Annotated in this window: 22 protein-coding genes; 15 read left to right on the forward strand and 7 right to left on the reverse strand. The window is 74.5% G+C overall.

Annotated features, from left to right (window positions below; all coding sequences use genetic code 11):
• Positions 1-4: 4 nt before the first annotated feature.
• Positions 5-1,837, reverse strand: a complete 1,833-nt coding sequence (locus ACGF15_RS00175; protein WP_392796403.1) for an IucA/IucC family protein — start codon at positions 1,835-1,837, stop codon at positions 5-7.
• Positions 1,834-3,036, reverse strand: a complete 1,203-nt coding sequence (locus tag ACGF15_RS00180) for an acetyl-CoA carboxylase biotin carboxylase subunit family protein (RefSeq protein ID WP_392796404.1) — start codon at positions 3,034-3,036, stop codon at positions 1,834-1,836. The genes ACGF15_RS00175 and ACGF15_RS00180 overlap by 4 nt, the downstream gene beginning before the upstream one ends.
• A 286-nt stretch (positions 3,037-3,322) precedes the next feature.
• On the opposite strand from ACGF15_RS00180, the gene ACGF15_RS00185 reads away from it, so the two are divergent.
• The 11 genes from ACGF15_RS00185 to ACGF15_RS00235 all read left to right on the forward strand — a co-directional run bounded on the left by ACGF15_RS00185 (position 3,323) and on the right by ACGF15_RS00235 (position 15,833).
• Positions 3,323-4,228 (forward strand): (2Fe-2S)-binding protein, encoded by a 906-nt coding sequence (locus ACGF15_RS00185; RefSeq protein ID WP_362613836.1) that lies wholly within the window; start codon positions 3,323-3,325, stop codon positions 4,226-4,228.
• A gap of 130 nt (positions 4,229-4,358) precedes the next feature.
• Positions 4,359-4,802, forward strand: a complete 444-nt coding sequence (locus ACGF15_RS00190) for a hypothetical protein (RefSeq protein WP_345608193.1) — start codon at positions 4,359-4,361, stop codon at positions 4,800-4,802.
• A gap of 578 nt (positions 4,803-5,380) precedes the next feature.
• Positions 5,381-5,908, forward strand: a complete 528-nt coding sequence (locus ACGF15_RS00195; RefSeq protein WP_345608195.1) for a hypothetical protein — start codon at positions 5,381-5,383, stop codon at positions 5,906-5,908.
• 434 nt (positions 5,909-6,342) lie between these two features.
• Positions 6,343-8,472 carry a hypothetical protein gene (locus ACGF15_RS00200; RefSeq protein ID WP_392796405.1) on the forward strand — a complete coding sequence of 710 codons (2,130 nt, stop codon included), beginning with the start codon at positions 6,343-6,345 and terminating at the stop codon, positions 8,470-8,472.
• Positions 8,473-8,549: 77 nt separating this feature from the next.
• Positions 8,550-10,097, forward strand: a complete 1,548-nt coding sequence (gene pelF / locus ACGF15_RS00205; RefSeq protein ID WP_345608199.1) for a GT4 family glycosyltransferase PelF — start codon at positions 8,550-8,552, stop codon at positions 10,095-10,097.
• Complete coding sequence (locus ACGF15_RS00210) at positions 10,094-11,467, forward strand: hypothetical protein (RefSeq protein WP_362608544.1); 1,374 nt, start codon at positions 10,094-10,096, stop codon at positions 11,465-11,467. The genes pelF and ACGF15_RS00210 overlap by 4 nt, the downstream gene beginning before the upstream one ends.
• 116 nt (positions 11,468-11,583) lie before the next feature.
• A complete protein-coding gene (locus ACGF15_RS00215) occupies positions 11,584-12,585 on the forward strand; it encodes an SDR family NAD(P)-dependent oxidoreductase (protein ID WP_345608203.1) in 1,002 nt (333 codons plus the stop codon).
• A gap of 28 nt (positions 12,586-12,613) precedes the next feature.
• Positions 12,614-13,327 (forward strand): nucleotidyltransferase family protein, encoded by a 714-nt coding sequence (locus ACGF15_RS00220; protein WP_345608205.1) that lies wholly within the window; start codon positions 12,614-12,616, stop codon positions 13,325-13,327.
• A 9-nt stretch (positions 13,328-13,336) separates the two neighbouring features.
• A complete protein-coding gene (locus tag ACGF15_RS00225; protein ID WP_392796406.1) occupies positions 13,337-14,230 on the forward strand; it encodes an NAD-dependent epimerase/dehydratase family protein in 894 nt (297 codons plus the stop codon).
• The gene (locus tag ACGF15_RS00230) at positions 14,227-14,889 is read left to right on the forward strand and encodes a spherulation-specific family 4 protein (protein ID WP_345608209.1); all 663 of its coding nucleotides are present in this window, start codon (positions 14,227-14,229) and stop codon (positions 14,887-14,889) included. Before ACGF15_RS00225 ends, ACGF15_RS00230 begins: the two co-directional genes overlap by 4 nt.
• Positions 14,886-15,833 carry an endo alpha-1,4 polygalactosaminidase gene (locus ACGF15_RS00235; protein ID WP_345608211.1) on the forward strand — a complete coding sequence of 316 codons (948 nt, stop codon included), beginning with the start codon at positions 14,886-14,888 and terminating at the stop codon, positions 15,831-15,833. The genes ACGF15_RS00230 and ACGF15_RS00235 overlap by 4 nt, the downstream gene beginning before the upstream one ends.
• 80 nt (positions 15,834-15,913) lie before the next feature.
• Here the strand turns inward: ACGF15_RS00235 and ACGF15_RS00240 are convergent, their stop codons facing one another.
• The 5 genes from ACGF15_RS00240 to ACGF15_RS00260 all read right to left on the reverse strand — a co-directional run bounded on the left by ACGF15_RS00240 (position 15,914) and on the right by ACGF15_RS00260 (position 20,167).
• Positions 15,914-17,104, reverse strand: coding sequence for a low temperature requirement protein A (locus ACGF15_RS00240; RefSeq protein ID WP_392796407.1), 1,191 nt, complete (start codon positions 17,102-17,104; stop codon positions 15,914-15,916).
• Between the two features lie 151 nt (positions 17,105-17,255).
• Positions 17,256-17,885, reverse strand: a complete 630-nt coding sequence (locus tag ACGF15_RS00245; RefSeq protein WP_362608552.1) for a class I SAM-dependent methyltransferase — start codon at positions 17,883-17,885, stop codon at positions 17,256-17,258.
• A 132-nt stretch (positions 17,886-18,017) separates the two neighbouring features.
• A complete protein-coding gene (locus ACGF15_RS00250; RefSeq protein WP_362608554.1) occupies positions 18,018-18,530 on the reverse strand; it encodes a hypothetical protein in 513 nt (170 codons plus the stop codon).
• Between the two features lie 78 nt (positions 18,531-18,608).
• Entirely contained in the window at positions 18,609-19,865 is a 1,257-nt protein-coding gene (locus tag ACGF15_RS00255) for a hypothetical protein (protein WP_362608556.1), read from the reverse strand.
• A gap of 146 nt (positions 19,866-20,011) precedes the next feature.
• Positions 20,012-20,167: a hypothetical protein gene (locus tag ACGF15_RS00260; RefSeq protein WP_392796408.1), complete on the reverse strand. Its 156-nt coding sequence runs from the start codon at positions 20,165-20,167 to the stop codon at positions 20,012-20,014.
• A gap of 802 nt (positions 20,168-20,969) precedes the next feature.
• Between ACGF15_RS00260 and ACGF15_RS00265 the strand changes: the two genes are divergently transcribed.
• The 4 genes from ACGF15_RS00265 to ACGF15_RS00280 all read left to right on the forward strand — a co-directional run bounded on the left by ACGF15_RS00265 (position 20,970) and on the right by ACGF15_RS00280 (position 24,718).
• Positions 20,970-21,563 (forward strand): carbonic anhydrase, encoded by a 594-nt coding sequence (locus ACGF15_RS00265; protein WP_362608560.1) that lies wholly within the window; start codon positions 20,970-20,972, stop codon positions 21,561-21,563.
• A gap of 64 nt (positions 21,564-21,627) precedes the next feature.
• Entirely contained in the window at positions 21,628-23,085 is a 1,458-nt protein-coding gene (locus tag ACGF15_RS00270; protein WP_362608562.1) for a SulP family inorganic anion transporter, read from the forward strand.
• Between the two features lie 230 nt (positions 23,086-23,315).
• Positions 23,316-24,503, forward strand: a complete 1,188-nt coding sequence (locus ACGF15_RS00275; RefSeq protein WP_392796409.1) for a cytochrome P450 — start codon at positions 23,316-23,318, stop codon at positions 24,501-24,503.
• A gap of 17 nt (positions 24,504-24,520) precedes the next feature.
• Positions 24,521-24,718, forward strand: a complete 198-nt coding sequence (locus tag ACGF15_RS00280; protein WP_345609790.1) for a ferredoxin — start codon at positions 24,521-24,523, stop codon at positions 24,716-24,718.
• The last annotated feature ends 454 nt before the right edge of the window (positions 24,719-25,172 follow it).

Consider the following 25,172-nt stretch of genomic DNA (forward strand, 5'->3'; position numbering starts at 1 on the left):
GTGGTCATGCCTTCCGCAGCAGGTAGTTGGGGCCGGTGGTGTAGTGCTTGTTGATGTCGGTGGCCCCCGAGCGGGCCTTGGTCAGCAGGGTGCCCGCCGTGACCATCGCCTTGACGGGCAGCTCCGGGGCGTGGAGGAGGCGGGCGCGCAGCACCTCGGCGGCCGCCGGGAGGCCGTCGGCCGCCGGGTAGGCGGCGGCCGTCCGGTCCAGCGCCTCGCGCAGCCGGTCGCGTACCAGGGCCAGCAGGGCGTCGGGGCGGGCGGGGCCGCGGGCGCCGAGGCCGAAGGCGAGGGCCCCGGCGCACAGGTGGACGGTGATGGCGGTGAACAGGTCGGCGACCGGGCCGTCACCGGTGACGCACACGCGCCGGTCGGCGAAGCCCAGCCGCTCGGCCTTCCACTCCCCGCCGCCGAGCGCCGCGGTCAGCCGGCGGGTGTTGACCCGCGGGCCGTCGTTGTCCTTGAGCAGCAGCCGGGGCCCCTCGGCGCCGCCGAGGACCAGCGAGACGTTCTGCTGGTGCGACTCCAGGGCGATGCCGTGGGCGAACAGGGTGGTCTGCCAGTCGAAGAGGAGGGTGAGCAGGGAGTCCACCAGGGCGGTGACGTCGCCGCCGTGGAAGCGGTCGGCGAGGGCCGCGGCCACCGGGCGCCCGTCGGGGGCGGGTGCCGGCAGAGCGGCGAGCGGGAGGACGACCGCGCCCTCCAGGCCGGCGGGCTGGACGCGGCGCAGCACGGCGAGCATGTCGTGCCCGGCATGGGCCCAGCGGGTCTCGTCGGCGAGCAGGATCCGTCCCGCGAAGCGGGGTGCGCGGGCGAGGACCCGGGCGAGCAGCCGCTGTCCGGCCGCGCCGTCGAGCAGCGAGGCCGGGGTGACGGTGCGGCGGTTGAGCAGCCCCAGGGTGGAGGTGGCCAGCGGCAGCTTGAGGTGCTCGGCGGGCCGGGCGGCCAGCGCGACGGTCCGCGTCGACAGGGTCGGCACCACGTCCAGCAGCGGGCGTCCGACGGGCACGGCCCGGTCGGCCAGGCCCGTTTCGGCGAGGGCCTCGCGCAGGGGTCCGGCCCAGGTCATCGGGTGGACGGGCAGGAGCACATGGCTGTCGTGGAGCCGGTCGGGCAGGCCCGCCTCCGCCGGGGTGGGCCAGCCCTCCCGCAGCCCTCCGGCGGCGCCGGGCGCGTGGACGACGTGCTCGGCGGGCAGGGCGAGCCAGCGCAGCGCGAAGCGGGGGTGGAACTCCGGCGCCCAGGCGCGGAGTTCGGCCGCCCCCATGCCCCGTCTGCCGCGGGCGACGGGGTGGACGGGGTGGTCGGTGCGGGCGGCCAGGGTGTCGTGGGCGAGGCTGCCCCGGTGGCCGTGCCAGTACGCGGGGTCGGGCCCGTGGACCTCGGCGAGGCGGGCCAGGACGGCCGCGTGCGTCGCGGAGTGCAGGCGCCGGGCCAGCAGGTCCCGGTCGCACTCCTCGGCGAAGGCCCGGTACCCGGGGGCGTCCCCGGGGGCGGCGAGCCGGGCGAGCGCGTCGAGGACCGCCCCGGTGGAGGTCAGGTCCCGGCCGCCGGGCTCCTGGCGCAGCAGCGGCAGCCGCGCGGTCCAGCGGCTCTGGAAGCCGTCCTCGCGTACGGGCAGGAGCAGGGCCCGGCCCTCGCCGGTGGGCAGCCGCAGCCAGGGGCCGTCGGGGAGGGCGACCAGCGTGCTGCGGGTACGCAGCCCGCCGACGTCCTCCCGCAGCAGGGCGCCGAGCACCCGCAGCAGCTGCGTCCGGGCCGCCGGGTCGGTGCCGGCGGGGGCCGCTCCGTCAGCGGGGAGCGCCCGGCCGGTCCCGCGGGCCGGTGCGCCGGTCACGGGGCGATCTCCCAGCGGGCCCCGGCGAGGAAGGCGTCCGCCGCCCGGTCGACCTCGGCGGCCCCGGGGCCGATGGTGCGCAGGACCCCGAGGTAGTCCCGGTTGGTGCGGTGCAGCGGGTGGCGCTCCCCGGGGCTCCGCAGCGGGCGGTAGGTCTGGTGCAGTCCGTTCTCCCGGCGGTCCATCGGCTCCGGGGCCGCGACGAGGGTCCCCGCGCGGTCGGCGCAGGGGTAGTCGATCCGGGCGGCCCGGTCCGCCGGGGGCTCCGGGGCGGGGGGCAGCGTCCGGCCGAGGTGCACGGAGAGGATGCGGTCGAAGAGCGGAACGCCGAGGAGGTCGGCGAGGAGCAGATCGCACTGGTCGCCGGCGGCACGGTAGTTGACCTCCACGAGGCGGACCCGTTCCTCGTGGAGCACGAACTCGGTGTGGCAGGCGCCGAAGCCGACACCGAGGGCCGCCAGGCGCACGAGCAGCTGCTCGCGCACCGGCGCGGGGTGGCGCGGGACGTAGGTCATCCGCTCCTCGATGAAGTGCGGCGGCGGCGACAGCCGGGTGCGGAAGCCGCCGAGCAGGTGCAGCAGCCGTCCGTCGCCGAGGGTCTCCAGGGTGTGCAGTCCTCCGGGAAGGTACTCCTCGACCAGCAGGACGTCAGCGGGGCGGCGGACCCGTACCCGGGCGCAGTGCCGCCGCAGCTCGGCCGCGTCCCCGGCGAGCACGACGTCCTCGCTGGCCACGCCCTCCCGGGGCTTGAGGACGCAGGGGTAGGGCACGGCGGCGGCCTCGGCGCGGGCGGCCGGGTCCTGGCCGGGGGGCACTTCCGCGGACCGCACGGGCTCCACCCCGGCGCCGGCCAGGTGACGGCGCATCTCGGCCTTGTCCTTGGTGCGCAGCGCGGCCCGCCAGTCCTTTGCCGGGAGGTCGAAGTACGCGGCGGCGAGCGCCCCCTGCATCTGGAGGTGGTCGCTGTTGGTGAAGACGCCGTCCGCCCTCCGTCCGCCCGCGATGCGGCTGATCACGGCGCGGTGGTCGCGGACGTCGCAGCGCTCGACCTCGACGTGGTCCCCCAGGGAGCCCGGTTCGCCCCAGGGGTCTGGCCGGTCGGTGAGCAGGGTGACATGCAGACCGAGGCGGCGGGCGGCGGGGAGGAACCCGTCGAGGACCGAGTCGGTCGGATTGAGCGCGAGCAGGTAGAGCTGCATGGTGCGGACCACTTCCGGCGGTCGAGCGCGGCGGAGAGCGCGGAGCGGGGATTCGGGGGCCGAGGCGAGGAGAGCCCGGACCGAAGAACGGACCGAAGAACGGACCGAGCTTAGGTTAGGCAAGCCTAATGGCGCCAACTGGCGCCGCGCCGCGGTGCGTTCGACCGAGGAGGGCCGACCCGGTAGTAAGGTGAGCCTTCCCTCAGGTCGCGACCCGCGGACGGTAGCCGTCCCGCCCCGGGCCGCGGTCGCCCCTCTGTTCGATCCACGCCTCCCGGGAGCTCCCGTGATCCTCGCCCCGGCACCGGCCCCAGGCCGCCCCGCCGAGAGCTGCTCCGCCCTGATGGCCGCCGCCTACCGGCGCCTGGCCGTGCTGTGCCCCGCACTGGAGGTGGCGGTCTGCGCGCCGAGGACCCCCGCCGGGCCGGGCTGGGTCGACGGCACGGAACTCGTCGGGCGCCCGGGGCTGCTGGACGCCCTCCTCGCCGACGGGGCCGACCGGATCACGTCGGAGCACGGCCGCGCGCCCCGCCCCGACGTCACCGCCTCGCGCTTCCTGCACGGCCACCTCTGGTCCCTGTGCCTGCTGCTGAGCGGCCCGTGGTACCTGGAGCGCCGGGTGCCGCTGCTGCGCCCCGAGGACGTGCGCCTCGCCCTGGGCGGCGGGGGCCACCAGGTGGTCCCCGGGGCCTTCGCCTGCCTGCCGGGCGATCCCGCGGCGGGACTGCCCGGCGTCCGGGTGCTGTCCGGGGAGCGGGAGGCGGCCGAGGTGCTGCTGGACGCCGTCGCCGCCCTGGCCCGGCCCCTGTGCGGTGCCCTCTCCCCGCGGCTGCGCCGGGGCCCGCGCGCCCTGTGGGGCATGGTCGAGGACGACCTCGTCTCGGGCATCTGGTACCTGGGCCGGATGCTGGGCGAGGAGGAGCGGGCCGTGGGCGAGGCCGAACGGCTCCTGCCGGGGCCGGTGGCGCCGTTCCCGGCGGGCGCCGCGTTCCGGTGGCTCGAGGACGCGGACGGGAAGCGCCACCCGACGCGCGACCGGGCCGGATGCTGCCTCTACTACACGCTGCGCCCCGCGGAGGCGTGCGGCACGTGCCCGCGCACCGGCGACGCGGAGCGCCTGCGGCGGATCGCCGCGGAGCGCGGTCCGGCCCAGGCGCCCCCGCCCGCACCGGACCGGGGCGGGGACTCCTGAGAAGGGCTCCGCACCCGGCCCCCGGCCCGGGCGGGCGGCCCCGCGCCCGCGGAGCGCCGGCGGGCGGCGGTAGCCCGGATGGCCCTGGACGGGGGTGTGCGGGGAGGGCGTTCGCGGGTAGCAGGTGGTGATGGACGACCACACACCAGACGACAGCCCGCAGGACCGGATGGCCATGGCCGCCCTGTACCTGGAGTCCGTCAAGGCGCGCATGGACCCGGAGGACTTCTCGACGCTCCATTCGGCCGTGGAGGAGATGACCCGGCTGATGGCGGAGGGCAACGAGGGCTTTCTCGAGGCGGGGTCGGCCAAGAACTTCGCCGGGGACGTGCAGCGCGAGTTCCTCGTCGTGATGGCGATCGTCTCGACCGGGCGGATGGACCACGAGGTGGTCGACATGCCGGGCCCTGACGGGAGCGCCGGCTACGCGGTCGTCACCCCGGAGGTCGCAGGCGACCCCGAGGCGCTCGCGGAGATCAGGGACCAGGTGCACACCTGGATGACCGAGCGGCAGGCGGTCGACGACGCGCTGGAGGGCATCGCCCGCGCCAGCGGGATGGATCCCGAGGACTGAGCCCGCCGGACCGGGGCCGCGGGGACGGGACGGCACCCGCCGCCCGCCCGGGGCCGTGTCCGGGCGGTCCCGGGAGCGGGACCGGCGCCGCGGACTCCCCGTCCGCGTCCGGGCGGTCCCGGGAGTTCCCGGCGAGCCGGGAACCGTTCACCCGCAATCGCCCGTCCGTTTCGGTGCACGGGCGTGCGAGGAGGTTCCGGGGGAACCCGCGGTCAGGGGAGGGCCGCGCCCGCGGCGGCGGCCGGGGGCGAGGCGAGCCCCGGGAGCCGCCCCGACCCGCCGGCGGTGCGCCGCCCGCCGCGCCGTCCGCACTCCGGACGCACCGCGTCCTGCCCACCGCCTGCGCCGGTGACCGGTACAGGCCATTGGCGGACACGGGGCGACGCGGCGGCCGCGGGGGCCGGCGAGCCCTCCCCGGAACCGCCCCGAGAGCCCCTGCCGTGCGGAAACGGCCCCACCGTCACACAGTGAAGACGGCGTCACAAGCGCTTCACAGGCCGCACACTTTCGGTCGCGTGTACGAGCACTGACCCGGAGTGACGGACGGCGGACGCCCCGCTCTCGTAGCGTTCCGCTCCATGCGACGTACTCAGATGAGGCGCATGGGCCTCGCTTCCGTCTTCGCCCTCTTCCTCGCCGTCTTCGGCCTGGCGCCCGCCGCGCACGCGGCCGACCCCGCGCCGGCCGAGCTGACCTTCAGCACCGACGCCGCCACCACCACCCCCGGCGGCACGGTGAACCTGTCGATGACCATGACCAACAACCAGACCTACGACATCTGGTTCATCTACCAGACCATCGACCCGACCTGGCTGACGACGCAGCGCCCCGACCTCAAGTACAGCTTCACCGGCTGCGCCCTGGCCACCACCGGCGGCAGCGTGCCGTGCTCGGGCACCGGCCCCGCGAACCTCGGCGGCAACTACGGCACCACCATCCCGCCCGGCCAGAGCCGCACCGTGACGCTGACGCTCCAGGTCGCGGCCGACTCCGGCTGCAACGGCAACATCGGCTTCTACTCCTACTTCTACGCCGAGTTCAGCGACAGCAGCAACCTCAGCGGGGGCCCGGTCTACACCCCCGAGACCCGCGTTCTGTGCGCCTGACCGCACACCCGGGCGAGCCCGTATGACGGTCGCCGCCGCGCCCCTGCCGACCCGGCGGCGCGGCGGCGACACACGTTGGCCGGAAATCGACGTTTGACGATCATTACATCGGTCTAGACCAATGACGGTGATCCGGGCGCCACCGCTCCGGACCCCTTCCCGCGAAGACCGCAAACGCCTGCTGAGCAGGGGAGCGCACATCCCGGAGACGCTCTCGCGCCCCCACAACACGCCCCCGACAGAGCCCAGTTCGTCACCTGTCGTTTTCCGCCAGCTTTCGCGGTGGGAACACAAAAGGTCCACACACGCATCACCATGTGTCGAGACGGATGTGAGCGACCGGCCGCCCGAGGGGCGGCGGCGTCCGCACGGGGGTGACGTCCGCTCCGCACGGGGCTGTCTTCATCCCGTCCTTGGGGAGGGGACATAACCGCATGAAGCGGAGTATTCGCACGACCCTGTGCACGGCCGGCGCACTGCTGGCCTCGCTGTGCCTGCCCGTGAGCACGGCACATGCCGACGACCCTGTACGCATCGACCTGCGGGTCCTCGTGGTCTCCGACGGCGGACCGGCGGTGGACGCCATCGCCGCGGAACTCGAGACCGCGGGCACCCCCTACACGGAGGTGGACCTCCAGCAGGCGGGCCGGCCCGTCATCGACGCGGCCTTCCTGGCGGACACCGTGGACGGTGTTCCGCGCGCCAGGTACCAGGCCGTGGTCCTGCCGAACGACAACCCCTTCCCGGCGGGCTCCGCCGAGATGACGGCCCTCGCCGACTACGAGCGCACGTACGACATCCCGCAGGTGGACGCCTACACCTACGCCCGGCCCGAGGCCGGGCTCCAGTACCCCGTCTTCGGCGGCTACTCCGGCAGCATGGACGGCGTCGAGGCCCAGGTCACGGCGGCGGGCGCGTCGGGCCCCTTCGCCTACCTCGACGGCGCGGTGCCCTTCGAGGACAACTCGCCCGACGTCGGCGAGAGCTACGCCTTCCTGTCCAACCCCGTCGCGGGCGCCGACTTCACCACCTATGTCGACGCCCCGATCCCGGGCCGGGCCACCCGCGGCTCCCTGGTCGGCGAGTACCGCCACGACGGGCGGCGCGAACTGGTCGTCACCTTCGTCTACAACCAGTACCAGCAGCAGTTCCGCCTGCTCGCCCGCGGCATCGTGGAATGGATGACCGACGGCGTGCACCTGGGTGCCTCCCGCAACTACTTCGCCGTGCACGTCGACGACGTGTTCGCCGCGGACGACCGCTGGAACTCCGAGCTCAACTGCACCCCCGGAGACGTGGACTGCACCGACAGCAGCGTGCAGCCGGACCCGATCCGGATGACCGCCGCCGACGTCGACCACGCCACGGCGTGGCAGGACGCCAAGCAGTTCACCCTCGACCTCGCCTACAACGGCGCCGGCAGCGTCGACCACCGCGAGGACAACAACGGCGAGGACGCCCTGGCCGACCGGCTGATCGCGAAGCGCAACGAGTTCCGCTGGATCAACCACACCTACACCCACGCCTTCCTCGGCTGCGTGCAGGACACCACCGTGGTCCCGTGGCGGTGCGAGACCACCCCGGGCGGGGACACCGTCTGGCTGAGCCGCAACGACATCTCCGACGAGATCGCGACCAACCGCGTCTGGGGCGACGTCGCCGGCCTGCCGCTGGAGGACGACGAGCTGGTCACGGGTGAGCACTCCGGCCTGAAGGTGCTGCCGCAGCAGCCGCAGGACAACCCGAACCTGGCCCCCGCCCTCGGCGACAACGCCGTCGGCTGGCTCGCGTCCGACAACTCGCGCGACCCGCAGCTGCGCCAGGTCGGCCCGGCGCTCACCGTCGCGCGCTACCCGATGAACGTCTTCTACAACGCGGGACGCGCCGCCGAGCAGGTCGACGAGTACAACTGGATCTACACCAGCCGCGCCCAGGGCGGCAGCGGCATCTGCGAGGACAACCCCGAGACGACCACCTGCCTCCCGGCGCCCCTCGACCTCTCCACGGGCTACGGCGACTACATCGTCCCCCTGGAGACCAGGATCGCCCTCGGCCACGTGATCGCCAACGACCCCAAGCCCCACTTCATCCACCAGTCGAACCTCGCCGAGGACCGCATCGCCTACCCCGTGCTCGACGGCGTCCTCGACACCTACGCGGGCCTGTTCGCGGACAGCGCCCCGGTCGTCAACCTGCGGATGAAGGACATCGGCCTCGAGCAGCAGCGCCGTGCCGCATGGCGCTCGGCCGTCGCCGCCGGGCAGGTCAGCGCCTACCGGACCGGCGACACCGTCACCGTGCAGGCCCCCGCGGGCCTCGCGGTCACCGCGACCATGCCCGCCGGGACGCAGAACGGGACCGCCGCCTTCGGCACCCCCTACGCCGGGCAGGTCTCCGGCTGGGCCACCGGCACCGCCGGGGCCCTGACCCTGGACGTCCCCGGGGCCGCCGCCCCGGCCGCCGCCCCCGAGAGCGGTTCCTCCCCGGAGCCCTCCGGCACCGCGCCGGACGTCCCCGTGCCCGCCGGTGTCACCCGGCAGGTGCCCTACTCGCCCGAGAGCTGAGCGTGCCGCGGGCGCCCCTCGGGGGCGCCCGCGCCACCTGCACGCCTCTGTCCAGCCCTCGACGGCGGAGCACACCCATGCACGCTATCCACGGCGCGCGCCACTCCGGCGCGACGCACGTCACCCTGCTCACCGAAGGTACCTATCCCCACAGCCACGGCGGTGTGAGCGTCTGGTGCGACCAGATCGTCACCGGCATGCCGGACGTCGCCTTCGACGTGCTGGCCGTCACCGGCACCGGCCGCGAACCGGTGGTGTGGGAGCTGCCCCCGCACGTCACCCGGGTCCGCTCGGCGCCCATGTGGGGCCCGGCCCCCGGCGGCCGTCCCCCCTCGGGGCGGCGCGAACGCCGGATCGCCCAGGCCTACGAGCGCTTCGCCACCGCGCTGCTCGACCCCTGCGCGGAGGACGGGTTCGCCCCGGCGCTCTACGCCCTGGCGGACGCCGCGACGGACGGGCTGCTCAGCCCCTTCCTCCGGAGCGACCGCGCCATCGAGGTCCTGGCCTCCGTGTGGAACCGCCCCGGCCTGATAGTGCGCGAGGCGCGCCCCAACCTGCACGACGCCCTGACCGCCACCAGTCTGCTGGAGCACGCCCTGCGGCCGCTGGCGGCCGAGGCGCCCCGGCACGGCGTGTCGCACGCCGTCAGCGGCGGGGTCGCCGTGCTGCCCGGTCTCGCCGGGCTCGAACGCCATGGTGTGCCGCTGCTCCTCACCGAGCACGGCGTCTACCTCCGCGAGCGCTACCTCGGGTACCGCACGGCCCCCTACCGCTGGCCGGTCAAGGCCGTGGTGCTCGGCTTCTTCCGGCTGCTCGCGGAGGAGACCTACCGCCGGGCGGCGCTCATCACCCCGGGCAACCGCTACAACCGGCTGTGGGAGGAGCAGGGCGGCGCCGACCCGCGCCTGATCCGCACCGTCTACAACGGCGTGGACCCCTCGGCCTTCCCGCCGGCCGGGCCCGAACCCGACGGCCCGGTGCTGAGCTGGGCGGGCCGGGTCGACCCGATCAAGGACCTGGAGACCCTGATCCGCGCCTTCGCCCTCGTCCGGGAGAAGCAGCCGGAGGTGACCCTGCGGCTGTTCGGGGGGACACCCCGCGGCGGCGAGGCCTACCGCGAGCGCTGCGAGGCGCTCGCCGCCGCACTCGGGCACGCCGGGGCCGTCCGGTTCGAGGGGCGGGTGGAGGACATCACCGACGCCTACGCCGCCGGCTCGGTCGTGATGCTGTCCAGCATCAGCGAGGGCTTCCCCTTCACCCTGATCGAGGCGATGTCCTGCGGCCGCGCCACGGTCTCCACCGACGTGGGCGGCGTGCGCGAGGCCGTCGGGGAGGCCGGGCTCGTCGTCCCCCCGCGCGATCCGCGGGCGATGGCGGACGCGGCGCTGGAACTCCTCGGCGACCCCGAGCGCCGGCGGCGCATGGGCGAGGCGGCGCGGCTGCGCGTCATCGAGCAGTTCACCCTGCGCCAGACGATCGACGCCTTCCGGGACATCTACCAGGAACTCGCCGGCCACCGCGGGCTCCTGCCGCGCCGGCGCACCGCGGCGGAGCCCGTCGCGCTGCTCGCGGCCGTCGGGCGGGAGCGGATACCCGCCGCCGGAACGGCGGGCATGGCCGGATGAGCGGACCGCTGCCCCTGGAGCCCCGCACCGGGGAGGACACGCTGGCCCTGCGCTTGGGCGACCAGCGCACCCTGTCGCTGCGCCTGCCCCGGATGAGGGGGCGCGAGCAGGAGATAGACCGCCTCGCCGCCGAGATGACCGAGGCGCTGGGCCCCGCCGTCCACTCCTACGAGATCGCGGCGATGCTGGAGTCCGAAGGGCTCACGGCGGACGTGATCCGCGAACGGTACGGCAAGAAGGACCTGTTCGCGCTCGCGGACGCCCTCTACCAGCGGGTGCCGAGGGCCTTCCCGGAACCGCAGGCGCCAAGGGACCCCTGGCGCCCGGACCATCTGCGCTGCGCCCTGCGCGGGGCGCTGTTCGCGCTGCCGGGCCTCGCCCACCTGCTGACCGCCCCGCTGTGGCAGGGCACCGACGCCGTCCCCGCGCTGGTCACGGCCGGGCTCGTGTCCTGGGCCTTCGGACAGGCGCTGGGCCACCGCGCCTACCTGCGGCTCGCCGACGGCCGCCGGGAGGCCGGCCGGACCCTGCTGCTCGGGGCGCTGGCCGGGGCCGCCCTGGCCACCGCGGCGGGGCTCGCGGTCGCCGGGCCGGGACCGGCCGCGGCCTTCGCCGCCGCGCAGTCGGTCTACCTCGCCTGCGCGGGCGTGCTCCTCGTCCTGGGCCGGGAGAGGCTGCTCCTGGCGGCCCTCACTCCGTTGATCGGCGGAGCCGCGGCCCTGCTGTGGTGGGACGCGGGCGCCGCCGTGCGGATCGCGGTGCCCCTGGCGACGGTGGCCGCCACGGTCGCCGCCGCGGGTTTCGCCCTGTCCCGGGCGCTGGCGGCACCGGCGGCCGCGCACGCGGCGCGGCCCCGGGCCCTGCTGTCCGTCCCCTACGGGCTGTTCGGCCTCGCCGCGGGTGCCCTGGTGCTGAGCGAGGGCCGCACGGAGCCCTTCGCGATGATCGTCCTCACCGTGAGCATGGGGCCGGCGGAATGGCTGCTCTACCGCTACCGCGGGCTGTCCGTCGCGGCCCTGCGGTCGGCCGCCACGCCCTCCGGGTTCCGTCGCCGCTCGGCGGGCATCCTGCTGCTCTGCCTGGCCGGCTACCTGCTGCCCCTGCTCCCGGGCGCCCTGCTGGTCGGCGCCGACCCGGCCACCCTGCTGGCGCTCGGCGCCACGCTGTGGTGCGCCCTGCTCCTGCAGGCGTTCGGGATCGCCTGGCCACCGGCGCTGGTGTGCCTGGCGGCGGCGTGCGCGGTGGCGGTCCCGGCCCTGGCCTCGGCTCCGGCGCAGCCGCTGCTGCTCCCCGCGAGCTGCGGGGCGGCCTCGCTCGTCCTGGTCGCCTGGGTGCTGGGCCGCCTCGGCAGACCCGCGGCCCACACCTGACCCGCACAGCGGGACCGCCGGCACCGACGGCGGTCCCGCACCGGCGGGCCGCGCCCGCGGTCCCGCCCCTCACTCCTCACGACCGTTCCGCGAACCACCGACCGAAAGGACACGTGTTGACCTCCGCACCGCTCGCCGCCGTCACCGGAGCCGAAGGATTCATCGGCTCCCATCTGACCGAGGCGCTCGTCGCCGCCGGCTACCGCGTCAGAGCCATGGCGCAGTACAACTCCTTCTCCTCCTACGGCTGGCTGGAGACCCTCTCCGCCGATGTGCTCGCGGAAGTGGAGATCGTCCTGGGCGACGTGCGGGACCCGGGCTCGGTCCGCGCCCTCACCGAAGGGGCGGAGTGCGTCTACCACCTCGCCGCGCTCATCGCGATCCCGTACTCCTACCAGGCGCCGCACAGCTACGTGGACACCAACGTGACCGGCACGCTGAACGTGCTGGAGGCGGTACGCGCCCTCGGCACGCCCCGCCTGGTGCACACCTCGACCAGCGAGACCTACGGCACCGCGCAGACGGTCCCCATCACCGAGGACCACCCGATCAACACCCAGTCCCCGTACGCGGCCTCGAAGGCGGGCGGCGACCGGCTCGCGGACAGCTACCACGCGAGCTTCGGCACCCCGGTGGTCACGCTCCGCCCCTTCAACACCTTCGGCCCCCGCCAGTCGATGCGGGCCGTGATCCCCACGGTGATCGGCCAGCTCGCCGCGGGCGCGCGGACCATCACCCTCGGCGACCTCCGGCCCACCCGCGACTTCACCTTCGTCCGGGACACGGCGCAGGCCTTCCTCGCGGTCGGCACGGCCGAGGCCGAGCGGGTCGTCGGCCGGACCTTCAACGCCGGCACCGGGGGCGAGATCTCCGTCGGCGACCTGGTGACGCTCATCGGGAAGGTCATGGACACCCCGGTCGACGTCCGCACGGACGCCGAGCGGGTACGCCCGGCCGACTCCGAGGTGATGCGTCTGGTGGCCGACGCCACGCGGCTGCGCGGGACCACCGGCTGGGCTCCGGCGCACGACCTGGAGCAGGGGCTCGCCCACACCGTGGAGTTCTTCCGCGACCCGGCGAACCTGGCCCGCTACAAGACCGACATCTACAACATCTGACCGTTCGGACACCACGAAGGAGAAGCCTGTGCATGCAGTGATCCTGGCGGGAGGCAAGGGTGTCCGGCTGCGGCCGTACACCACCGCGCTGCCGAAGCCGCTGGTCCCCATCGGCGACCAGCACGCGATCCTGGAGATCGTGCTGCGCCAGCTGGCCGCGGCCGGATTCCGCAGCTGCACCCTCGCCATCGGGCACCTGGGGGAGATCATCCGGGCGTACGTCGGCGACGGGTCCCAGTGGGGAATGGCCATCGACTACGCCACCGAGGAGAGCCCGCTGGGCACCATGGGTCCGCTGCTGAACCTGCGCGACCGCCTGCCCGAGCAGTTCCTCGTCATGAACGGCGACGTCCTGACCGACCTCGACTACGCGGACGTGCTGGGCCGGCACACCGACTCCGGTGCACCGCTGACCATCGCGACCTACAGCCGCCAGGTCCGCATCGACTTCGGCGTGCTGACCACCGACGACCGGCGGGTCGTCGGGTTCACGGAGAAGCCGAGCCTGGACTACCGCGTCTCCATGGGCGTCTACGGCCTCTCCCGGGCCACCCTCGACACCTACACCCCCGGCCTTCCGCTCGGCTTCGACGAGCTGGTGCTGGACCTGCTGAAGGCGGAGACCCCCCCGCACGCGTACGAGTTCGACGGCTACTGGCTCGACATAGGCCGGCCCGACGACTACGACCGGGCCAACGCCGAGTTCACCAGCCGCAAGTCACTGCTGCTCAAGGGAGCCTGAACCCCCGCCATGCGCATCCTCGTCCTGGGCTTCACCGGATATCTGGGCGGACACGTCACCGAGCTGCTGCGCCGTACGCCGGACGTGGCCGTGATCGGCGGCGGGCGCTCGCCCGCCGCCGACGTCGGCGTCGACCTCGCCACCGTCTCCCCCGACCGCCTGGCGGGGACACTCGCCGACGTCGCACCCGACGCGGTGGTCAACTGCGCCGGGGCGGTGGGCGGCGACGCCGTGACCCTGGCGGAGGTGAACGCCCGGGGCCCGGCCGTGCTGGCCGCGGCCCTGAGGGCCGCGGCCCCCGGGGCCCGGCTCGTCCATCTCGGTTCCGCGGCCGAGTACGGCCCGGGCACCGAGGGGGTGCGGGTGGCGGAGACGGCCCAGGCCGCCCCCGCCACCCCGTACGGAGCCACCAAGCTCGCCGGTACGGCGGCGGTGACCGCGTCGGGGCTGGACGCGGTCGTGCTGAGGGTGGGCAATCCGGTGGGCCCGGGGGCTCCGGCCGCGGGCCTGCCGGGGCGGGTGGTCCGGCTGCTGCGGTCGGCCGGCGGGGGCCCGGAGGCGGAGCTCCGGCTCGGGGACCTGTCCCCGTACCGGGACTTCGTGGACGTGCGCGACGTCGCCCGGGCGTCACTGCTCGCGGCGACGGTCCCCGGGCCGCTCCCGGGCGTGCTGAACGTCGGCGGCGGCGGAGCGGTCCCCGTGCGGGAGCTGGTGGAGGGGCTGACGCGGGCCGCCGGGTTCCGGGGCCGGGTGGTGGAGCAGAACGGCGGATCGGCCCGCTCCGGCGGGGTGTCCTGGCAGTGCTCCGACATCGCCGCCGCCGAGAAGGCGCTGGGCTGGCGTCCCGCGCACACCCTTCGGGACTCGGTGGCCGCCCTGTGGCAGGAGGACGGCACACCGTGAGCCTCCTGATACCCCTCTACGTCCACCCGGCCGACGACCCGGGCGCCTGGCACCGGCTCATCACCGCCGCGCGCCGCACCTGGGCGGTGATCCTCAATCCGGCGAGCGGGCCGGGCGAGGAGCCCGATCCGGCGTACGCGGCGGCCGCCGAGGCGCTGCGTGCGCGCGGGGCCCGGGTCCTCGGCTACGTGGACAGCGGGTACGGCCGCCGCCCGGAGGACACGGTCACGGCGGAGGTCGCCCGCTACCGCGAGTGGTACGCCGCGGACGGCTGCTTCCTCGACCAGGTGACCTCGGGTGCGGCGGAACTCCCCGCCTGCAGACGCCTGGTCCGCAGGATCCGCAGGCTCGGCGCGTCACCGGTCGTGATCAACCCGGGCGTCCACCCGGCGCCCGGGTACGCGCGGGCCGCCGACCTCACCGTCACCTTCGAGGGCCACTGGAGCACCTACGTGTCCGCTTTCAGCCGACCCGACTGGACCGTCCGTCAGGCACCGGAGCGCTTCTGCCACCTGGTGTACGGCGTGCCGGAGGCCCTGGTGCCGCTGGCCGTGCGCACGGCGCGCACCCGGGGGGCGGCCGTCACCGGTCCGGTCACCGGCGACCTGCCCAACCCCTGGGCGGGCCTCACCCCCGCACTCGCGGGAGCCGAGCGATGAGGCGCCCGGTGCGCCACGCGCTGGTGGCGCTGCTGGTCCTGGCAGCCGCGGGGTGCTCATCGGAGGGCGGCGACGCGGGCGCCCGCGGTCCGGACCGCTCGTCCCCCGCGCCGCGGCCCCCGGCCTCCACCGAGCCGCCGGCGGGCACGGCCTCGCCGGGGACGCCGCCGTCCGCGTCGGCCTCCGCCCCCTCGCCGGGGCGCACGACGGGCACGCCCGGACCGGGGGCGTCCCCGGGACCGGGCGGGCGCTGGCAGCCCCGGCCCGGGCTCGCCTGGCAGTGGCAGCTGGACGGGCGGGTCGACCCCTCGGTGGACGTGCCGGTCTACGACATCGACGGCTTCGAGAACTCCGCGGCCGACGTGGCCCGCCTGAAGCGGGACGGACGCCGGGTCATCTGCTACATCAACGCGGGTGCCTGGGAGGACTACCGGCCCGACCAGGAGGACTTCCCCCGCTCCCTGCTGGGCTCGCCCAACGGGTGGCACGGCGAGCGGTGGCTGGACATCAGGCGGATGGACGTCCTGCGGCCGCTGATGGAGCGCCGCTTCGACATGTGCCGGGACAAGGGCTTCGACGCCGTCGAGCCGGACCTGCTGGAGGGGTACGCCAACGACACGGGGTTCCCGCTCTCCGCCGACGACCAGCTGCGCTACAACCTGATGATCGCCGAGATCGCGCACGCCCGCGGTCTGGCGGTCGGTCTGAAGAACGACCTGGCGCATGTCCCGGTGCTGGTGGACCACTTCGACTTCGCGGTGAACGAGGAGTGCGCGGAGTTCGACGAGTGCGAGCGGCTGGAGCCGTTCGTGGCGGCGGGGAAGGCGGTCTTCCACGTGGAGTACGAGGAGCGGACCGAGGAGTTCTGCGCGGACTCCCGGGACCTGGGGCTGTCGTCGATGCGCAAGCGCCTGGATCTGGACGTGTGGCGCGACCCCTGCTGAGAGGGCGGAGGCGCCGGGTGCGGCGCCCCGTGCGGGGATCGCGCGGGGCGCCGTGGCGCGGGCAGGCGACCGGGAGGGAGTCAGCCGCGGCTGCGGGCGCCGAGGGCGATGCCCGCGGCGACGGTCGCGGCCGCCGCGAGGCCCGCCAGGGGAACCGCCCAGTGCCCGGCGAGGGTGGCGAGCAGCACCAGGAAGGCCCCGCAGGGCAGCACCAGGTGCTCGGCGATGTCCCGCTTGAAGTGGCGCGCGTGGACGGCCCACACGGAGACCATGAACAGCGCGGTGGGAAGGGTGACCGCGAACGCGGCTCCGGTCGCGGAGACGTGGGCGTGGTGGGTGGCCTGCTCCACCGCCACCTCCAGTCCGGCGCCGATCGCGGCCGCGGAGCCGAGGACGACGTAGTGGGCGTAGCCCCACAGGAAGGCCTGGCGGCTGGAGACCAGGTACTCGTGGATGGGAACGGAGAAGTAGATCCAGAAGGCCGCGAACACGATCACCAGGCCGCCCGCGGCGATGGGCAGCAGGTCGCCGAGCGCGTGCTCGTCCAGCCCGGCCTGCACGGCGACGCTGGTGGCCGCGATGCTCTCGCCGAGCATGATGATGGTGAACAGCCCGTAGCGCTCCGAGATGTGGTGCGGATGCCAGGGGGTGCGCCGGCTGTGCTCGGCGAAGGCCGGGACGGCCAGCTCGGCGACGATCAGCGGGGCGAGGCCCCACAGCCATGCGGCGTCGGGCAGCAGCACCAGCACCACCCAGCCGATCTGCACCAGGACCAGGCCCCCGGCGTACCGCAGGGCGGTCGTCCGCGCCGCGCCGGTCTCCCCGCGGGAGGCGCGCAGCCACTGGGCGGTGAGGGCCACGCGCATGATCAGGTAGCCGACGACGGCGACCGTGTAGTCGCCCTCGTCGAAGGCCTCGGGGATCCCCGCCGCCAGGACCAGCACCCCGGCCATCTGGACCAGGGTGGCCACGCGGTAGGGGACGTCGTCGCAGTCGTAGGCGGAGGCGAACCAGGTGAAGTTCACCCAGGCCCACCACAGCGCGAAGAACACCAGGAGGTACCCGCCGATGCCGTGGGCCGGATCGCCCTCCGCGACGGCGTGGACCAGCCGGGCCCCGGCGCGGGCGACGGCCACCACGAAGCACAGGTCGAACAGCAGCTCCAGTGGCGTGGCGGCCCGATGCGCCTCGTCGGGGCGCCGGGAGGTCATCCGCACCAGGGGCCGCACGACCCGGCCCCGGCCCACTCCCTGGGAACTGTGCTCGGTCATCTCCGGTCCGCCTCCCGCTCGGCCTCGCGCCTCGTCCCAGGATGGACCAGAGGAGCGGAGGGGACGCGGCAGGCGCGGCGGGAGGGCGGCCGGCGGCGCCTCCCCGGAGGCGGCACTGCCTCCGGGGCCCGTCCGGCGGGATCCGGGTCCCTCAGAGCGGGCGGCGGCAGTGCACGTAGAGCTGGGGTTCGGGCGAGGCGAGTGCGGTCGCCGGGGTGAACTCCTCCTCCCGCACCTCGGCCACGCTCAGCCCCGCCTCCTCCACCAGGTGCACGAACGCCTCGGTGGAGAAGCTGCTGAGGGTCACCTCGTGGCCCATCCAGCGGCCCTCGGCTCCGTCGAGGTCGAGGGGGACGGTGGCGAGGGCGCAGACGCCGCCGGGCACCAGCGCGGCGGCCGCCCTGGCGAGGACGGCGCGCTGCTCGGCGCGGGTCATCTGGAGCAGGCTGAAGTAGGAGCAGACGCCGTCGTAGTGTCCGGGCTCCGGCTCGTGGGTGCGGATGTCGGCGAGGAGGAAGCGGGCGTCGGGCACATGGCGGGAGGCCAGCTCGACCATGACCGGGGACACGTCGAGGCCCGTCACCCGGTGCCCGGATCCGGCGAGGGCGGCGGCGACGGGCCTGCCGGTGCCGGACCCGATGTCGAGGACCCGGCTCCCGGGCGGCAGTTCGCCCAGGAGCCAGGCCACGCTCTGCCTGCGCCCCTCGGAGGCGGCGAAGGCGCTCTCGTACTCCTCCGCGATCGCGTCGAAGAGACGGGCCGCGGGCGACGGCTGCTGCACGGGGTGCCTTCCGGGTCGGGGCGGTCGGGCGGCGTCGGACACGGGCGGTGCCGCCCCCGGTGGAGGCGCCCCGCGGCGGCGGCCCGGGTGCCTGGACGCTTCCCCCGGCCGCGGAGGGCGAAACCGCGGGGTCTACGGCCCGTCCGGGAGTTCGAGGTCCGCGATCTCCTCCAGGGACATGCCCAGGTGCCGGTGGAGGAAGCGGACGATCGTCCAGTGCGGCAGCGCCTCCTCCTCGAACGGCCCGAACGCGCGGCAGTACAGGGGGATCCAGCGCAGCGCCTCCTCCACTACCTCCTCGCGCCCGGGCTCGCGCTGGTAGTCCTGGTAGGCGATGCTGCGGTGCTCGACGAAGTAGCCGCCGGGAAGCCGCTCCTCGCACAGGGCCCGGTACTCGCGGGTCTGGAGGATGAGGTAGTGCCAGATCTCGTCCACGGCCTGCTCGACCGGGAGGAACAGTCCGGCCAGCCGGTCGCGGTGGAGCGAGACCAGGTACAGGTAGCGAAGGCACTCCAGGACCTGCCGTTCGACGAACTCCCTCGGGGGGCCGTCCCCGGCGCAGAAGTGGGCCACGACCTCCTCGTGGAGGGCCTCGCCGAGGAGGGTGCGCAGGTCCTCGGCCGTCGTCTGCGGTGGTGCGCTCATGTCTCTCCCTCGCGGTGCGGTGCTTGTGGCGCGCCGGCGCCGGGGCCTTGCGGCGGGGTGCCGGAGTCCCCGGCGCGGTCAGCCGCCGGTGTCGAGCCAGGCGTACTTGCCGGATCGGCCGACGGGGATGTGGTCGCGGTGCTCCAGGGCGCAGCGGCGTCCGACGAGGGCGCCGACGGCCTCCGCCAGTTCCCCGGCCACGGGCGGCGCCAGCGGGGCGCCGTCGAAGGTGGTGTACGACAGGCAGGCTTCCCGGTCGCCGTCGATGCGGAGCCGGTGGACGAAGACGGCCGGGGAGATCCCGGCGACGCAGTCGTCCAGGTCCCCCTGGGCGATCGGGCCCCGGCGGCCGGTGCGCAGCGCTCCGGCGGGCAGCAGTTCCTTCTCCCGTCCGCAGAAGCGCTCGATCCGCTCGGGGTCGGGGGTGCCGTCGAGCGTCCGCACGCAGTCGCCCGAGCGGTAGCGGATCAGCGGCATGTAGGGGTTGCGGACGCTGGAGACGATCAGGCTGTAGATGTCGCTTCCCGGGGTGACGGGCAGGAGTTCGACGCTCATCCGGTCGAGGTGGGGGTGGTACCGGCCGTGGCGGTCGCTGTAGTAGAGGTAGCCGAGTTCGGTGCTGCCGAAGAGGTCGACGACGGGGCAGGCGAAGTGCCGGGCCAGGAAGCGCCGGACGTTGGTGGGGGTGTACTCGTAGGCGTGGACGATGCTGGCGGGCCGCGGGAGGTCCTCCCACAGGCCCCACCGGCGGGCCTTGAGGACCAGATGGGCCAGGTGGTAGCCGGAGCAGTCGAGGTGGTACCAGCCGCGGGGGTGCGCCCGGCGGGCCTCGTGGATCTCCGCCACCATCCGTTCGACGTCGGAGCGCTCCCACCGCGCCGGGTCCAGGCGCAGGTTGAGGTACACGGTGCGGTCGTCGAGCCTGCGGTCGCGCAGCGACGGCACCGCTTCGGGGGTGGCGCCGCGCTTCCTGGCGTTGGTGCGTGCGACGTGCTCCGTCGCCAGCACGGTGGTCAGGGAGACGCGCTCGCAGCCCTGCTCCCAGGTGAAGGCGATGTCCGGGTGCTCGCTCCAGAGCCGGTAGTAGGAGTGCAGCAGGAAGTACGGGGGCCGGATGATCTGCATCCTGGCGTGGTTGGTGCCGGTGGAGAGCACGCACTCGGCCTCGCCCTCGGCGAGCGCGGCGGCCAGCCGCGGTGTCATCCAGTTGCCGGGGAACCCCCGGGCGATCTCGGGCTTCTCCAGGACGGGGAAGCTGCCCGCGGCGACCGACTCGCGGTAGATCGGTATGTCCCTCACCTGTTCGATGAACTCTGCCGGTGGCTGACCGTGCACGCGAGCACCCCCTGTGGACCGGTTGGCGGATAGCGGATTTCACTGCCGACGAGGGGCGGGGCGCCTTTCTGAATGCCCTTCGGGAAACGGGCCGGGAGCCTTGGAGGCAGACCCCCGGCCCGTCCCGCTCCTCCGTCAGACCCGGTTCAGGAGATACAGCCCGACTTGCCCGCGACGCTGATGCAGCCGGACTTCGGTGCGGAGCTGATACAGCCGGACTTGCCGGAACCCTGTGCGGAGTTGACGGTCACCCACTTGTGCCAGACGGCGTCCTGGGACATCTGCGCGATCAGCTTTTCCATGCGACCCTCCGAATAGGAACATAGGAACGACTGCCATTGATCGTGGTGCGGTGACAGACCGTAAAGCCCAGACCAAGTCACTGTCAACGAACGGCAATACAAATGACGCTATCAGGACATGGAAGCGCTCTCACGGGGTGATTTGAGACATCGCCCGGCCCGAAGGAACCCCACCGGCGCACCCCCGCCGTCACCCTCTTCATCCGCCGCAGGGAGGCCGAAGGGGCCGCGCACGCCTGGGAAGACCCGCCACCGGGACGCCGAGACGGCCGCGGGAGCCGGGGACGGGCCCCGCGGGCCGGACCACCGGACCCTCCCGCCGAAGCCCTGGCGCCCGGCGCCATTCACCGTCTCCCGCACCGGACTTGACGATCCCTTGACCTGGACTGCAAGGTAATCCGCGGGTAAAGCAGAAAACTCGTTCCACGGCAGATGCAACACCGTCTCCATCCGGCCAAAAGCGCGAGGATGGCGATGGTTTTCGGTCCGCTCGGGGCGCACACCCCCAGGAATCCGACGGATCCCCACGGTTTTCGGACATCCGTCGAATCCGTGCGACTGCACCCCGTCGCAATTCCGAACGCCGCATCCGAACACTGCACCTTTATGCAGAGCACACGCATTTCCGCGCCGTCCGGACGCCGCAGTCCGCACCCGCCCCCGCACCGGGCGGATACGGGCCGCCGGCCGGAACACGGACCGCTTCGTTCCAGGCCTGCCGAGTGAATATGCCCCTTGCCCGGTGCCGGGGGAAAGCCGCCCCCGCACTTCTCGTCCCTCACATCCAGCAGAGAGGCCCCCCATGAAGCCCCTGATCGACCGGGCACGCTCGTTCACGGCCCATGTGGCCGAGCATTCCGAGGAGTTCCGCGCCCTGGAGGCCGGCCAGCGCCCCGGGGTGCTGTTCATCACCTGCTCCGACTCCCGGGTGGTGCCCGCCCTCATCACCGGTGCGCGGCCCGGGGAGCTCTTCGAACTCCGCACCGCCGGAAACGTCGTGCCGGAGTACGGTGCCGACCGGCCCTGCGCGGAGGCGGCCACCGTCGAGTACGCGGTGGAGGTGCTCGGCGTCCGCGACATCGTCGTCTGCGGACACTCCCACTGCGGCGCGGTGGGTGCCCTGGTCCGCTCCGACGACCTCTCCGCCGTCCCCTCCGTCCGGGGGTGGCTGGAGCGGTCGACCCCGCGCCCCGCGGGCGGCCCGGGAGCCCGCCCCGACCTCGCCGAGTCCGTGCAGGACCACGCCCTCACCCAGCTGCAGCGCCTCCACGCGCACCCCAGCGTGGCGAGGCGGGTCGCGGAGGGAGCCCTGTCCCTGCACGCCTGGTACTACGAGGTCCACACGGGCGCCGTGCGGGCCTACGACACCGGCAGCGGCTCCTTCCGTCCGCTGTGAGCCGCCCCACCCGTGCCCTCCGGCCGCAGCCCCCACCGCCCCCACACCTCGAGGAAGACCGCTGATGTCAACGCCTCTCAGCAACACCTCCGGCGTCCGGCGCGACGTCCTGGCGTCCCTGGTCGTGTTCCTGGTCGCCCTGCCCCTGTGCGTCGGCGTCGCCGTGGCCTCGGGCGTCCCCGCCGAGCTGGGCCTGATCACCGGCATCGTCGGCGGGCTCGTGGTCGGCGCCCTGCCCGGCAGCAGCCTCCAGGTCTCAGGCCCGGCCGCGGGTCTGACGGTCCTGGTCCACGAAGCCGTGCAGACCTTCGGCCTCGCCGCACTGGGCGCCCTCGTCCTGGTCTCCGGACTCATCCAGATCGGCCTGGGAGCCCTGCGGTTCGGCCGCGTCTTCCGCGCCATCTCCGTCTCCGTCGTCCACGGGATGCTCGCGGGCATCGGCCTGGTGCTGATCTTCGGGCAGCTCTACACGATGGCCGGGCTGGAGCAGCCCCGCTCCGGCTTCGAGAAGATCATCGGGGTGCCGGGGCTGGTGGCCGACGTGCTCGCCTCCCGGCAGGCACTCACCGCCGCGGCACTCGGCCTGGGGACCATCGCCGTCCTGGTCCTCTGGAAGAAGCTGCCGGCCCGCGTCCAGGTGCTCCCCGCTCCCCTCGCCGCGGTGGCCCTGGCCACGGCCGTGGCCGCCGCCGGGGGCCTGTCCGTGCCGCGGGTCGAGGTGCAGGGGCTGCTGTCGGCCGTACAACCCCCCGGCACCTCGGCCTTCGCCGCCCTGGCGAGCCTCGCCGCGGTCGGCACCGTGCTCGCCTTCGCGCTGATCGCCTCGGCCGAGAGCCTGTTCAGCGCCGCCGCCGTCGACCGGATGCACGACGGGAAGGGCACCGAGTACGACAAGGAGCTGATGGCGCAGGGAGTGGGCAACACCCTGTGCGGCGCGCTCGGCGCCCTGCCGCTGACCGCCGTCATCGTCCGGAGCTCCGCCAATGTCCAGGCAGGTGCCAGGACGAAGCTCTCCCGCATCCTGCACGGGCTGTGGCTGGTGCTGTTCGCGGCACTGCTGCCCGCGGCCATCGGGATCATCCCCCTCGCCGCGCTCGCCGGAGTCCTGATCCACGCGGGCTGCAAGCTCGTCCCCGCCGGGGAACTCCGTCCGCTGTGGCGCAGGCACCGGGGCGAGGCGCTGGTCCTGGCCGCCACGGCGCTGGCCATCGTCGCCGTCGGCATGTTCGAGGGCGTGCTCCTGGGCCTGCTGCTGGCCGTGGTCAAGTGCGCCTGGGAGACCTCCCAGGTGCAGGTCGGCGTGCACGAGCTGACCGACGGCCGGCTCATCGTCTCCATCACCGGCTCGGCCACCTTCCTGCGCCTGCCCCGGCTGCTGGAGGCGCTGGAGGCGATCCCGCAGGACCGGCCGGTCGAGCTGGACCTCACCGGGGTACGCCACCTCGACCACGCCTGCGCCACCACGCTCGACACCTGGGCGCAGCGGCGCGGGACATCGGTCGCCACCCTGACCAGCGCCTAAAGCCGCACCGCTCCTGCCGCCGCCCGGCAGGCCCCCCGCCGCCCCCTCCGGCCCCGCACCCCGGGCCGGAGGGGGCGGCGCGCGATGTGGCGGGGCACGCGGGCAGGGGGAGCGCTCCCGCCCGGTGGGTTTGGCCGATCCTCGCGTTGACCAGATGGATGCCTGAGGCATGTAGTTGTCGGGGAACCACCGTCGTCCGAGCCGCCGACCCCACCGCCTGCGAGGCCCCCGTGACCGAGACCGTCGTCTTCCCCCAGGACCGCACCTGCCCCTACCACCCGCCCGGCGCCTACGCCTCGTTGCAGCGCGCGCACCCGCTCTCCCGGGTGACCCTGTGGGACGGACGCTCCGTGTGGCTGGTGACCGGCCACGCCACCGCCCGGGCCCTCCTCGCGGACCAGCGGTTGTCCAGTGACTCCACCCGTCGCGACTTCCCCGTGCCCACCGAGCGGGCGGCGCTCCGGCGGCGGCGGCGTCCGGCGCTGCTGGGGCTCGACGACCCCGAGCACCACGCCCAGCGGCGGATGCTGATCCGCGGCTTCACCCTCCAGCGCGCCGAGCGGATGCGGCCCCGTATCCAGACCGTGGTCGACGGGCTGCTCGACGCGGTGGAGACGCAGGGCCCTCCCGCCGAGCTGGTCTCCTCCTTCGCGCTGCCGGTGCCCTCCATGGTGATCTGCGAGCTGCTCGGGGTGCCCTACGCGGACCACGAGTTCTTCGAGACCCAGTCGCGCCGCCTGCTGCGCGGTCCCACGGGGGCGGACGTCGAGGACGCCCTCGCGGAACTGGAGGCGTACCTGGGCGAGCTGGTCGACCGCAAGCGGGCACACCCCGGCGAGGGGCTGCTCCACGACCTGGTGGCACGTCAGCTCGACACGGGCGCACCGGCGCGGGAGGAACTGGTCCAGCTGGCCACGATCCTGCTGGTAGCGGGGCACGAGACCACGGCCAACATGATCTCCCTGGGCACCTTCACGCTGCTGCGGCACCCCCGGCGGGCGGCGGAGCTGCGCGCGGACCCCGCTCTCGTCCCGGCGGCCGTGGAGGAGCTGCTGAGGTTCCTGTCCATCGCCGACGGCCTGCTGCGCGTGGCGCGCGAGGACACGGAGGTCGCCGGAACGGTGATCCGCGCCGGTGAGGGCGTGGTGTTCGCCACCTCCGCGATCAACCGGGACGGCGAGGTCTACGCGGCTCCCGACTCCCTGGACTGGGGCCGCCCGGCCCGCCACCACCTGGCCTTCGGCTACGGCATCCACCAGTGCCTCGGGCAGAACCTCGCCCGGGCCGAGCTGGAGATCGCCCTGGGCACCCTGCTGCGCCGGCTGCCCGGCTTGCGGCTCGCGGTGCCCCCGCAGGAGGTTCCCTTCAAGCCCGGCGACACGATCCAGGGGATGCTCGAGCTCCCCGTCACCTGGTGAGGGGAGGCGAGCAGCCCGTGCGGGTGACCGTCGACGAAGGGGCCTGCATCGGCGCGGGGCAGTGCGCGCTGACCTGCCCGGAGGTCTTCACCCAGGACGAGGACGGCTTCGGCACCGTGGCGCCGGGCCGCGAGGACGGCGCGGGCAGCCCGCTCGTACGCGAGGCCGCGCGGGCCTGCCCGGTCGGGGCCGTCGTGCTCGTCGAGGACGCGTAGCAGCGCCGCTCCCGCACCCCGGGCGTTCCCGCGCGGGCGTTCCCACGCAGGCGTCCCGCGCGCGGTGCCGCCGACGGCCCTCCCGGGCGCCACACCGCGCGGCAGCACGGTCGGGGCGGCCCGTCTGCGCCCCACGGGACCGGTCCGGGGCGCTCCCTGCGGTGTGCACACGGGCGGCCGCGACGCCCCTGCCCGCACCGCCCGCGGGCGCCGTCTGCCCGCCGCCCGCCGGGGGTCCGGGCACCACGGGGGCGGATGCCCGTCCGCCCCCGCCGCGGTCCCGTGCCGTGCCGGACGGAGCGGCGGCCCCGCGTGCGCGGCGCGCCGCACACGCTCCCCCGGTGCACCGGTTACCCGTGCGTTCCGCACGGCGCAGTGGTGACAGCGGTGACTGTTCCGGCCCGTCCGCCCCGTGACACCGTTTCTCCTGTCACCGACCGGAAGGGAGACGGGC

It is taken from the genome of Streptomyces sp. NPDC048001 (assembly GCF_043203115.1).
GTDB classification, from domain to species: Bacteria; Actinomycetota; Actinomycetes; order Streptomycetales; family Streptomycetaceae; genus Streptomyces; species Streptomyces sanyensis.